Here is an 11,632-nt window from a genome sequence, read left to right as displayed (position 1 = left end):
CGCAGCTTGCGAACTTAACTGCAGCGAGCTGCCCTTGGCTTCGAGTAACCGATCATGACGACACTGGGCGCAACGGCCATCCGTGCAGCGCGACGCTTCGCATCCTCGCTTCCTGCATTGTTCGGCGTGCTGATCTTCACCTTCCTGCTGATGCGCGTATTGCCCGGCGACCCCGCAGTATTCTTTGCTTCCGGGCCCAATTCCGGCAAGGAAGAGATCGAGACGATCCGCAAGGAGATGGGTCTCGACAAGCCGGTACCGCAGCAACTTTTCCTGTATCTCTATGACGTCGGCCGCGGCAATCTCGGCCGTTCGCTGATGACGGGCCAGAACGTGACCAAGGACCTGCGTGAGCGCCTGCCCGCCTCCCTCGAACTGACCTTCTCGGCACTCCTGATCGCACTTGTTCTCGCAATCCCGCTGGGTGTCCTTGCAGCGCTGAAACCAGGATCGCTGGTCGATCACGGCGTGAGGCTCTTCTGCGCTCTCGGGGTCTGTGTCCCGACCTTCGTGTCGGGCCTGCTGCTGATCTATATCTTCTATTATCTGTTCGGCGTGTCGCCCGATCCGACCGGGCGCGTCGATATCTTCACGACGCTGCCGCCCGCACATACCGGCTTCCTGTTGATCGACTTTGCGCTCGCCGGCGACTTCGATGGCTGGTGGGCCGCATTCAAGCAATTGATCCTGCCGGCCTGTACAATGGCGCTGTTTGTTATCGCGCCATTGGCGCGTATCACCCGCGCCTCGATGCTGGCCTCGCTCGGCAGCGACTTCGTTCGCACTGCGCGTTCTGTCGGGCTGTCATGGTGGCGCATCATCGTCACCTATGCGCTGCGTAATGCGATCCTGCCTGTCATCACCATTGCCGGCATCGTGTTCTCGACCATGCTCGGCGCCAATGTGCTGGTGGAGAAAGTGTTTTCCTGGCCAGGCGTCGCCTCCTACGCGCTCGATGCGCTGCTGTCGTCGGACTATGCACCGGTGCAGGGCTTCGTGCTGTTGATGGCGTCGGTCTTCGTTATCGTCAATCTCGTCGTCGATGTGCTCTATGGCATCGCCGACCCCAGGATTTCCATCGGATGAGCAGCGCAACACTTCAACACGCCGCCTTCATCCTGCGCGGCAATCCCATTACCGGCATCGCCGCCATCGGCGCCGCGCTGCTGATCTTTGTCGGCATCTTCGGTCCGTGGATCGTACCCTATGATCCCATCGCATCGAACGTTCAGAATGCGCTGATGCCGCCGAGTGCTGCGCATTGGGCCGGCACCGACCAGCTTGGCCGCGATGTGTTCAGCCGCATCATCGTCGCCGCACAGCTCGACCTCGCCATCGCCGTCTCTGCGGTTGGCATCTCCTTTGCGCTGGGCGCTGTCATCGGCGCCCTCTGCGGCTATTCGGGCGGCAAGCTGGATCGCGCTGTTGGCCGCTTCGTCGACGTGCTGATGGCATTCCCGCTATTCGTGCTGGCCATGGCCATGGTCGCTGCCCTCGGCAATCGCGTCGAGAACATCGTGATCGCCACCGCAATCATCAACCTGCCGTTCTATATCCGCTTTGCACGCGCAGAAGTGAACGTGCGCCGCAACCTCGGCTGGGTCGAGGCCGCTCGCGCTTGCGGCGACAGCCATGTCTCGGTGGTGCTGCGCTTTCTGTTGCCCAATGTGCTGCCTGCGATGGTAGTGCAGATGTCGCTCAATCTCGGCTGGGCCATCATCAATGCTGCCGGCCTCTCGTTTATCGGGCTCGGCGTCAAGCCGCCGACGCCTGAATGGGGCATTATGGTCGCTGAAGGCGCGCGTTTCATCTCCACCGGCAAATGGTGGCTGGTCGCGTTTCCCGGCCTGGCGCTGATGCTCGCCGTGCTTTGCTTCAATCTGCTCGGCGACGGGCTGCGTGATATTCTTGATCCGAGACAGCGAACGTGATGACGACACCAAAACCGCTGCTCGATATCGAGAATCTTCAGGTCACCTTTTCAACGCGCCGCGGCCCGGTTGAGGCCGTGCGCGGAATTTCGTTGTCGCTTGCCGAGGGCGAAACGCTGGGGATCGTCGGTGAGAGCGGCTCCGGAAAATCCGTCACGGGTTTTGCGATGACGCGCCTGCTGGATACATCGGGTAAAATTTCCGGCGGCCGCATCAGTTTCCGTGATCGCGACATCACCAAGATGACCAGCGCCAGCCTGCGCGAGATGCACGGCTCGGCGATGGCCATGATCTTCCAGAATCCGCGCGGCGCGCTGAACCCGATCCGCGCCATCGGCCAGCAGATCGCCGATGCCATTCTGGCGCATCGCAAGATCTCCGCCTCCGAGGCACGCGCGCAATCCCTCGAATTGCTGCGGGCGGTGAAAATCCGCGATCCAGAGAAGCGGATGAACGCGTATCCGCACGAGCTCTCTGGCGGCATGTGCCAACGCGTCATGATCGCCATGGCGATCTCCAGCAATCCGGCGCTGCTGATCGCCGACGAGCCGACCACCGGCCTCGATGTCACCACGCAAAAGGTAGTGATGGATCTCCTCGCCAGCATCGCCGCCGAGCGGGGTATGGCGACGATCCTCATCACCCACGATCTCGGCCTCGCCGCCCGCTATTGCCGCCGCGTCGTGGTGATGGAACAGGGCAGACTGGTCGAGGAGGCCGACGCCCTGACGCTGTTCCGGTCGCCGCAGCATCCCTACACCAAGCGGCTCGTCGCAGCGTCGCCAACCGCAACCTCGCGGGTCGAGGATCTCGTGACCGACGACGAGAAGCTGCTGGTACCGGCCGTCCCCCTCGCTCCGCCGCCAAAGCCGGCGCATGGCACGCCGCCGCTGCTGGAAGTTCTCGATCTCGTCAAACGTTTCGACGACGGCACTGTTGGCGTCGAGAATTTCTCGATGGCGATTGCGCCTGGCGAAAGCGTTGGACTTGTCGGCGAATCCGGCTCCGGCAAGAGTACGACCTCGCGCATGATCTGCCGTTTGCTCGATCAGACCGAAGGCGTCATCAATTTCAATGGGCAGTCAATCAGCCATATTCCCGCGCGCGAATTCCACCAGGCGCCGCAGCGCCGCGAGATCCAGATTGTCTTCCAGGATCCGAACGACAGCCTTAATCCGCGTTTCAACGCCTTCGATTGTATCGCGCATCCGCTGATCCGCCTGCTCGGCATGCGCAATGGGGCGGAGCTGCGCCAACGCGTCGGCGAATGCGCTCACCGCGTCGGCCTCCCCGCCAATCTGCTGGAACGGTTTCCGCACCAGCTATCGGGCGGCCAGAAAGCCCGCATCGGCATCGCGCGCGCGATTGCCTGCCGGCCGAAGCTTCTGGTGCTGGACGAGCCGACGGCCGCGCTCGACGTCTCCGTTCAGGCGGTGGTGTTGCAGCTCCTTGACCGTCTGCGCCGCGAAGACAATCTCGCCTTCCTGTTCGTCAGCCACGATCTCAACGTCGTGCGCATGATGTGTCAGCGGACCATCGTGCTGCGCAACGGCGCCATCGTCGAAGAAGGCGAGAGTCATCAGCTGTTCGACAGCCCGAAAACCTCCTATACCCGCGAGCTCGTCGATGCAGTTCCGCATATCGAGATGATCGCCGCGGAAAAAATGGCCGCCGGCGCCTAGCCGCGGGTGGCCAGCGGCGAAAGGCCCCAACTGTCGGCCTTGTCCGGTTCCATTGGCGTAACCATACCGACTATAGTGTGAGTTGTACCGGCGCCGGATACCTTGCATCCGCGCCTTATCTCGCAGAACATAAGACCAAGCGTCCCCAATGACGCAATAAAATCGGGAGGATTCCGTGCGGATCAAAGCCGTTCACGTTGCCTTGCTTGCCGTCATGGCGAGCTGTTCTGCGATCACGACCGGCGCGCACGCCCAGTGGCCGCAGAAACAAGTCACCTTCATCGTTCCCTTCGCCGCCGGTGGTGGCACCGATGCCTTTGCGCGGCCGCTGGCGGCGCAGCTCGACACCCAGCTCGGCAAGCGCGTCATCATCGAAAACCGCGCCGGTGCCGGGGGCACGGTTGGCGCTTCGGCGGCTGCCAAGGCGGCGCCTGACGGCTACACCTTCTTCATGGGCGCCGCGCATCACGCGATCGCCCCGTCGCTCTATCCCACCCTCGATTATGACATCGAGAAAGACTTCATCCCGGTGGCGCTGATCGCACGACCACCGCAGGTTATCGTGGTCAATCCAGACAAGGTCGCCGCCAAGACACTGGGTGAATTCATCGCCTATGCGAAGGCCAACCCGGACAAGCTCTCTTATGGATCGGCCGGCGCCGGCACGACGCATCACCTGGCCGGCGAGCTGTTCAAGATCCTGACCCAGACCAAGATCCAGCACGTGCCCTATCGCGGCGCCGGACCGGCAATGCAGGACCTGATCGCCGGTCACGTCCCCGTCGTGTTCGACGGTCTCGGCTCGTCCGCCGCGCCAATCCGCGCGGGGCAACTCCGCGCGCTGGCGATTGCCGCTCCGAAGCGCGTGGCAGCCTTCCCCGATCTGCCGACCGCGGCGGAAGCCGGTTTGCCGAATTATGAAGTCGCCACCTGGTACGGGCTGTTCGCCCCCAAGGGCACGCCGCCCGACGTGGTCGAGCGCATGGCGAAGGAATTGAAAGCTGCATTGCAGGTGCCGGCGATCAAGGAAGCGTGGGAACGCAACGGCTCCGATGTGCCCGATGTGGCCGGTGCCGACTTCGGCAAGATGGTGTCGGCCGAGGTGGCGCGCTGGCGCAAGGTCGTGACCGAGGCCAACGTCAAGCTGGATTGACCTGGTAGAATTACGAAGCCCGCCAGACGCAGAGTCTGGCGGGCTTGATTTTATACGGAAACGACTTCCGCCTGCCTGGCACCCGGACCGGCGAACATCGCGCGGCCGGGGATCGCATCCAGCAGTGCGCGCGTATAGGCGTCGCTGGGGTTCTGGAAGATCTTCTGCGTCTCGCCCTGCTCGACGATCTCGCCGCGCCGCATCACCACGATGCGGTCGGCGATTTCAGCGGCGACACGCAAGTCATGAGTGATGAAGATCATGGCGAGGTTCATCTCCTCGCGCAGTTCGGCGAGAAGCTGCAGCACCTGCGCCTGCACCGACACGTCGAGCGCCGAGACGGCTTCATCTGCGACCAGCACCGAAGGCTTCAGGGCCAGCGCACGCGCGATACAGATGCGCTGGCGCTGACCGCCGGAGAATTCGTGCGGATAGCGGTTGGCTGCGCTCTCCTGTAGGCCAACGCGGGCCAACAGGCGCTTGGCATCGGCCATGGCTTCCTTGGAGGGCGTGCCATAGGCAATCGGGCCGCCGGCAATCGCGTCGCCGACCTTCTGCCGCGGATCGAGAGCCGCGAAGGGATCCTGGAACACGATCTGAATCTTGCGGCGCATCTGGCGCAATTTCTCCCCGCGCTGTGATAGCAGATCCTTGCCATCGAAATGCACCGAGCCGGTATCAGGCTCGATCAGCCGCATGATCAACCGACCCAGCGTGGACTTGCCCGAACCGGACTCGCCGACGATGGCCACGGTCTCGCGCGCCTTCAGACCGAGCGAGATATTCTGTACTGCATCGGTCCGGCGCGGCGGCAGGAACATGCCCTGCTTGGTGATGAAGGTCTTGTTCAGCCCGACCGCATCGAGCAACGGCTCACCGGTGATCTTGCGATCGGCTTTGGTCAGCGAGCGCGCGCCGGGGACGGCGGCGATCAGGCTCTTGGTGTAATCGTCCTTCGGATTACGCAGGACCTCGTCGACGGTGCCCTGCTCAACGACACGGCCGTTGCGCATGACCACGACGCGATCAGCGACATCGGCAACAACGCCAAAATCGTGGGTGATCAGCAGCACGCCCATGCCGCGCTCCGACTGCAGCTTCTTCACCAGCGCCAGAATCTGCTTCTGCGTGGTCACGTCGAGCGCGGTGGTCGGCTCGTCGGCCAGCAGCAGCGCCGGATTGTTGGCCATTGCCATCGCGATCATGATGCGCTGGCGCTGGCCACCCGAGAGCTGGAACGGAAAGCTGCGCGCGAGCGCCACCGGATCCGGCAAACCGACGTCGCGGATCAGTTCCTGCACGCGCGCATCCACCGCCTCCTTGGACGGCGTCGGCTTGGTGTGTGTGATGATCGATTCCGCAATCTGCTGGCCGACACGGGCCAGCGGATTGAGCGCGCTGAGTGGCTCCTGGAAAATCATCGAGATCGCGCCGCCGCGCAGCTTGCGCATTGTCGGCTCATCGGCCTTGGCGATGTCGTTACCATTGAAGCTGATGCTGCCCTGCGCAACGCCCGTTCGGTCGGGCAGCAGTCGCAGGATCGCATGCGCGGTCATCGACTTGCCGGAGCCGGACTCGCCGACCAGACAGACGATTTCGTTGCGGTTGACGGTGAGCGATACGTCTTCGATGGCAAAAGGACGATCTGCGCCCGGCGGCAGGCTGATAGAGACGTTCTCGATGGCAAGCAGTGTTTTGTCGGTCATGGATACTATCGCTTGCGTGAGATACGGGGGTTCAGCGTGTCATTGAGACCTTCACCCACGAGATTGATGGCGAGCACCGTGAGCAGGATGGCTAGACCGGGAAACACGCTCATCCACCACGCCTGCCGGATCACGGTGCGCGCAGCGCCGATCATGAAGCCCCACGACATCAGATTGGGATCGCCGAGACCCATGAAGCTCAACGCGCTCTCGATCAGGATGGCGCTGGCGACCGCAAGCGATCCGGTGACGATAATCGGCGAGATCGCGTTCGGCAGGATGCGGCGCAGCACCACGGTCAGCGGACGCTGGCCCTGGCAGACCGCAGCCTGAACGAATTCACGCCCACGCAGCCGCATGAACTCGGCGCGCGTCAGGCGTGCCAGTGGCGGCCAGCTGACGATGCCGATCGCGAAGATGATATTGGAGATTTTCGGCCCGATGGTCGCGACCAGCAGGATTGCGAGAATGAAGCCCGGAATGGTCTGGAACAGCTCGGTGATACGCATCATCACCTCATCAACCTTGCCGCCGAAATAGCCGGCGGTTGCGCCGATGGTGACACCGATGACCAGGGAGGTTAGCGTCGAGATGACGCCGATGATCAGCGAGATGCGGGCGCCATGCGCGATGCCGGCAGCCACGTCACGGCCAAGCATGTCGGAGCCAAGCCAAAGCCCTTCGCTGAACGGCGGCTGGAACGGCGCGCCAACCATGTCCCAAGGGTCGTCGGGAAACAGCCACGGGGCCGACACCGCGAGGAGGACCACCGCGAGGAGGACGATCAGACCAATCATCCCGGTGGGATGGCGGAGAAACGATTTGAGCGTAGACATCATATAATCCCGTTCACGATGCCGCACGCACGGAGACGCGTGGATCGATCACCCGGTAGATCGCATCGGTGAGAAGATTGAGCGCAATCACGATCACCGACATCACCAGGAACACGCCCAGCAACACCGGATAGTCGCGCTGCAACAGCGCGTCATAGATGAGACGGCCGAGACCCGGCCAGGCGAACACGGTCTCGATCACCACCGCACCGCCAACCAGCGCACCGGCCTGCATACCTGCGACAGTCACGATGGGCAGCATCGCATTGCGCAGGATATGGCGAATGATGATGCGGCCCTGCTTCAGGCCCTTGGCCTTGGCGGTCTTGATGAAATCCTGATGGGTCACATCGAGCACCGACGAACGCATCAGGCGCGTGTAGATCGCGAGATACACCGCTGCGAGCGACACTGCCGGCAGGATCAGATGCATCCCGATATCGCCCATGCGCTGCAGTGTCGTCATCGGCACGCCGATGGTGACATAGCCGAAGGCCGGCAGCCAATCGAGTTGCACCGAGAACAGCAACACCAGCATCAGGCCAAGCCAGAACACCGGCGTCGCATACAGGAGCAACGACACGATCGTCAGCAACGTATCTGACCACTTGCCAGCACGAACACCGGCCAGTGTGCCCAGAATGATCCCGGACAGCAACGCGAGGGTGAAAGCCGTCGCTGTCAGCAGCAGCGTCGCTGGCAAGCGCTCGAGAATGAGCGATGCTACGGTGCGCTGCTGGCGATAGGAATAGCCCAGGTCGAGCGTCACGACGCGCTTCAGATAGGTGGCGAGCTGAATTGGATAGGGTTTATCGAGCCCATATTCAGCGCGCAGCTGCGCCAGAAGCTTTTCGTCGGAGGCGCCGCTCTGGCCGGCAATCACCTGCGCGGGATCGCCAGGTGCGGCATGAACGAGAATAAAGTTGAAGGTCGCAATGACCAAGACGACGGCTACGAATTTGACAAACCACCCCGCAAGCGCGAGGGCGATCGCGAACACGCGACCGCCTTTTGCATTGACCGATACCACCGTCATCCGAAGCTCACGTCGCTGAACGATTCATGCACGCCGATCGCTGTTGTAGTCACGTTCTTGAGGCGCTTGTCGATGAAGGTGGGATAGGCCTGCTCGAACATCCAGACCACCGGCACGTCCTCGACCAGGATCTTCTGCACCTGGCTGTAGAGTTCCTGACGCTTGGCCTCGGAGGTCGAGGTTGCAGCCTCTTCGAACAGACGGTCGACTTCCGGATTGGAATAGCCTGCCGTGTTCGAGAATAGGATGCCCTTCTTGATATTCGACGAGATGTAGGTGCGCGACACGCCGAGCGCGGGATCGCCGAACTGATAGACCAGATTGCCGGTCATCTCGTAGTCCCAGTTGCTGAACTTCTCCGCCCAGCCACCGACGTCGGTGTTCTCGATCTGCACATCGATGCCGACGCGGCCGAGCGACTGGCGAATGAACTCGGCCGCGCGCTGATAGATTTCACCATAAGGCGGGGTGAGATACTTGATGGTGACGCGTTTGCCGCCGGCACCCGGCTTGAGCCCCATCTCGTCGAGCAGCGCCTTCGCCTTGTCCAGCGAGTAATCGTAACGCTTGACGTCTTTCTCGTAGAACCTGGTCGCCGACGACACCGGACCGGTCGCAACCTTGGGCAGACCAAAGTAAACGCGCTGTGCCATCGATTTCAGATCGAGCGCATAGGCAATAGCCTGACGGAAACGTTTGTCGTCCATCGGCTTGATGCGGTTGTTGAGCTCGAGCCACTGGTGCGGGGCGAAATATTCGTAGCCCTTGGTGGTCATCTCGAAATTCGGCAGCTTCGACAGCCGCGCGACATCGAACATTTCGATGTCGTTCCACTGCGTCAGCTGGATCTTGCCCTGTTCCAGCGCGACAGCGCGCGAAGCTGAGTCGGGAATGATGCGATAGATGATTTCGTCGAGATACGGCTGATCCTTGCGGTAATAGCCTTCGTGCTTGATGAGATGAACATGCGAGCCCTTCACCCATTCCTTGAGCTTGAACGGGCCTGAGCCGATCGCCTGTGCATTGGCCGGGTTCTTGCGATATTCGGTGCCGTCATAGATATGCTTGGGCACGATTGGACCGGTGGTGCAGTCGAGCGCGGTCAGGAACGGTGCAAAGGTCGACTTCAACTTGAACACCACGGTGAGCGGATCCGGCGCGTCTGCTTTTTCGATACGCGAGTAAATCCCGCGCGCACGCGCATGGGTCTCCGGCAGCAGCTTGGTCATCGAGAAGATGACGTCGTCCGCCGTCAGCGGCTTGCCGTCGTGGAAGGTGATGCCCGGAAACAGCTTGAACGTATAGGTCAGGCCGTCCGGCGACACTTCCCACGACTGTGCGAGACCGGGAAGCGGCTTGAGATCGGGGCTGTAACGCAGCAGGCTCTCATAGATCTTGCCGCCCAGGGTCAGCGTTGGCTGCTGCTGGTTCAGTGCAGTGACGAGAATCGGAGGCTCTGGCTGAATGATCGTGTTCAACGTGCCGCCTTTGGTCTGGCCAGCGGCACGGGTGATGCCGAGGGGGATACCCGAGAGCGCAACCGCGCTCACGCCCATCAGCTTCGCGAATTCACGTCTATTCATAGCCTCTTCCTTTAAACATTGACGCCTGACAGTGGCTGTAGCCGGACGCTTGCACGTCCGGCTACAGCCAAGCCATCAAGCGACTTTCAGTAACTTCGGCTTCAACCGAGCGTCACGGCTCCAAAAGTCTCGTGCACACCGATGCCGGTGGTGATGACGTTCTTCAACCGCTTGTCGATGAAGTTGGGGAAGTCTTGCTCGACCATCCATGCGATCGGGACTTCTTCTACGACAATTTTCTGCACGGCCGTGTAGAGTTCCTGACGTTTTGCGTCAGAGGTCGCCACGGCGGCTTCCTCGAATAGCCGGTCTACTTCCGGATTGGAATAGCCCGCGATATTTGAGAACAGAATACCCTTGCGGATATTCGCCGTGATGTAACTGCGCGACACGCCCAGCGCCGGATCGCCGAATTGGTAAAGCAGATTACAGGTCATCTCGTAATTCCAGTTGCTGGTACGCTCGGCCCAGCCGGCGAGATCGAGATTTTCCAGTTGCAGATCGATGCCGACACGACCGAGCGATTGCTTGAAGAATTCGGCCGAGCGCTGCCAGATTTCGCCATAGGGCGGAACCAGGAATTTGATGCTGACACGCTTGCCGTCAGCACCGGGCTTCAGGCCCATCTCGTCGAGCAGGGCTTTCGCCTTGTCCAGCGAGTAGTCGTACTGCTTGACATCTTTTTCGTAGAACCGGGTCTTCGACGAAACGGGTCCGGTCGCCACCTTCCCGAGATTGAAGAACACGCGTTGCAGCAGCGCTTTGCGATCGACCGCGAACATCACAGCCTGACGGAAGCGCTTGTCGTCCATCGGCTTAGTGCGAAGATTGAACTCTAGCCAGAAATGCGGCGCAAAGAACTCGTAGCCCTTGGTGGTCATTTCGACATTGGGCAGCTTCGAGAGACGCGCGACGTCGAACAGTTCGACGTCGGTCCACTGCGTCAATTGGACTTTGCCCTGTTCGAGCGCGACGGCGCGCGATGCGCCGTCCGGAATGACGCGGTAGATAATTTCGTCGAGGTGCGGCTCGCCCTTGCGGTAATAACCCTCGTGCTTGACGAGATGAACGTGTGAGCCCTTGACCCATTCCTTGAGCTTGAACGGGCCCGAGCCGATCGCCTGCGCATTGGCAGGGTTCTTGCGAAAATCGGTGCCGTCATAGATGTGCTTCGGCACGATCGGCGCTGTGGTGCAATCGAACGAATTGAGGAACGGCGCGAACGGCGCCTTCAGCGTGAACACCACTGTGAGTGGATCGGGCGCTTCAGCCTTTTCGATGCGCAGGAAGGTGCCGCGCGCACGCGCATGGGTTTCAACGAGGACCTTGGTCACCGAGAACACCACGTCTTCCGAGGTCAGCGGCTTGCCGTCATGGAAGGTGATGCCTGGAAACAGCTTGAACGTATAGACGAGGCCATCGGGTGAAACGGTCCAGGACTCAGCGAGACCAGGCAGCGGCTTGAGATCGGCGCCGTAGCGGAGCAGGCTCTCATAGATCTTGCCGCCCAGCGTCAGTGTCGGCTGCTGCTGGTTGAGCGCCGTCACCAGGATCGGCGGCTCGGGCTGGATGATCGTATTGAGCGTGCCGCCCTTGGTCTGACCGACGGCGCGGGTGACGCCGAGAGGAATTCCCGAAAGCGCCGTCGCACTCAAACCCAATAGCTTCGCGAATTCACGTCTGTTCATCTTAATTCCTTTGTAGC

Annotated in this window: 9 protein-coding genes; 4 read left to right on the top strand and 5 right to left on the bottom strand. The window is 61.4% G+C overall.

Annotated features, from left to right (window positions below; translation table 11 throughout):
• Positions 1-54: 54 nt before the first annotated feature.
• The 4 genes from AB8B02_RS03865 (at position 55) to AB8B02_RS03850 (ending at position 4,766) form a co-directional block, all read left to right on the top strand.
• Positions 55-1,086: an ABC transporter permease gene (locus tag AB8B02_RS03865; protein ID WP_439063157.1), complete on the top strand. Its 1,032-nt coding sequence runs from the start codon at positions 55-57 to the stop codon at positions 1,084-1,086.
• Positions 1,083-1,931 (top strand): ABC transporter permease, encoded by an 849-nt coding sequence (locus tag AB8B02_RS03860; protein ID WP_068737405.1) that lies wholly within the window; start codon positions 1,083-1,085, stop codon positions 1,929-1,931. Before AB8B02_RS03865 ends, AB8B02_RS03860 begins: the two co-directional genes overlap by 4 nt.
• Positions 1,931-3,613: a nickel ABC transporter ATP-binding protein NikE gene (gene nikE, locus AB8B02_RS03855; protein WP_439063156.1), complete on the top strand. Its 1,683-nt coding sequence runs from the start codon at positions 1,931-1,933 to the stop codon at positions 3,611-3,613. Before AB8B02_RS03860 ends, nikE begins: the two co-directional genes overlap by 1 nt.
• Before the next feature lie 175 nt (positions 3,614-3,788).
• Positions 3,789-4,766 (top strand): Bug family tripartite tricarboxylate transporter substrate binding protein, encoded by a 978-nt coding sequence (locus AB8B02_RS03850; RefSeq protein ID WP_231077759.1) that lies wholly within the window; start codon positions 3,789-3,791, stop codon positions 4,764-4,766.
• A 50-nt stretch (positions 4,767-4,816) separates the two neighbouring features.
• On the opposite strand, the gene AB8B02_RS03845 is transcribed toward AB8B02_RS03850, so the two are convergent.
• From AB8B02_RS03845 to AB8B02_RS03825, 5 genes are all read right to left on the bottom strand, one after another.
• Positions 4,817-6,472, bottom strand: coding sequence for a dipeptide ABC transporter ATP-binding protein (locus AB8B02_RS03845; protein WP_439063155.1), 1,656 nt, complete (start codon positions 6,470-6,472; stop codon positions 4,817-4,819).
• Between the two features lie 5 nt (positions 6,473-6,477).
• A complete protein-coding gene (locus AB8B02_RS03840) occupies positions 6,478-7,308 on the bottom strand; it encodes an ABC transporter permease (RefSeq protein ID WP_439063154.1) in 831 nt (276 codons plus the stop codon).
• Positions 7,309-7,321: 13 nt separating this feature from the next.
• The gene (locus AB8B02_RS03835; RefSeq protein WP_439063153.1) at positions 7,322-8,344 is read right to left on the bottom strand and encodes an ABC transporter permease; all 1,023 of its coding nucleotides are present in this window, start codon (positions 8,342-8,344) and stop codon (positions 7,322-7,324) included.
• Entirely contained in the window at positions 8,341-9,927 is a 1,587-nt protein-coding gene (locus tag AB8B02_RS03830) for an ABC transporter substrate-binding protein (protein WP_093761078.1), read from the bottom strand. Before AB8B02_RS03830 ends, AB8B02_RS03835 begins: the two co-directional genes overlap by 4 nt.
• Before the next feature lie 101 nt (positions 9,928-10,028).
• Positions 10,029-11,615, bottom strand: coding sequence for an ABC transporter substrate-binding protein (locus tag AB8B02_RS03825; RefSeq protein ID WP_093761080.1), 1,587 nt, complete (start codon positions 11,613-11,615; stop codon positions 10,029-10,031).
• Between the last annotated feature and the right edge of the window lie 17 nt (positions 11,616-11,632).

The organism is Tardiphaga sp. 862_B3_N4_1 (genome assembly GCF_051811085.1).
GTDB classification, from domain to species: domain Bacteria; phylum Pseudomonadota; class Alphaproteobacteria; order Rhizobiales; family Xanthobacteraceae; genus Tardiphaga; species Tardiphaga robiniae.
The sequence above is the reverse complement of the archived record's forward strand: the minus strand, read 5'-3'. Positions and strand labels throughout refer to the sequence as shown.

Excerpts from the sequence above, each read along its gene's own strand:
- nikE (WP_439063156.1), top strand. The coding sequence starts at position 1,931 with ATGACGACACCAAAACCGCTGCTCGATATCGAGAATCTTCAGGTCACC.
- AB8B02_RS03840 (WP_439063154.1), bottom strand. The coding sequence starts at position 7,308 with ATGTCTACGCTCAAATCGTTTCTCCGCCATCCCACCGGGATGATTGGT.
- AB8B02_RS03865 (WP_439063157.1), top strand. The coding sequence starts at position 55 with ATGACGACACTGGGCGCAACGGCCATCCGTGCAGCGCGACGCTTCGCA.
- AB8B02_RS03825 (WP_093761080.1), bottom strand. The coding sequence starts at position 11,615 with ATGAACAGACGTGAATTCGCGAAGCTATTGGGTTTGAGTGCGACGGCG.
- AB8B02_RS03845 (WP_439063155.1), bottom strand. The coding sequence starts at position 6,472 with ATGACCGACAAAACACTGCTTGCCATCGAGAACGTCTCTATCAGCCTG.
- AB8B02_RS03830 (WP_093761078.1), bottom strand. The coding sequence starts at position 9,927 with ATGAATAGACGTGAATTCGCGAAGCTGATGGGCGTGAGCGCGGTTGCG.
- AB8B02_RS03860 (WP_068737405.1), top strand. The coding sequence starts at position 1,083 with ATGAGCAGCGCAACACTTCAACACGCCGCCTTCATCCTGCGCGGCAAT.
- AB8B02_RS03835 (WP_439063153.1), bottom strand. The coding sequence starts at position 8,344 with ATGACGGTGGTATCGGTCAATGCAAAAGGCGGTCGCGTGTTCGCGATC.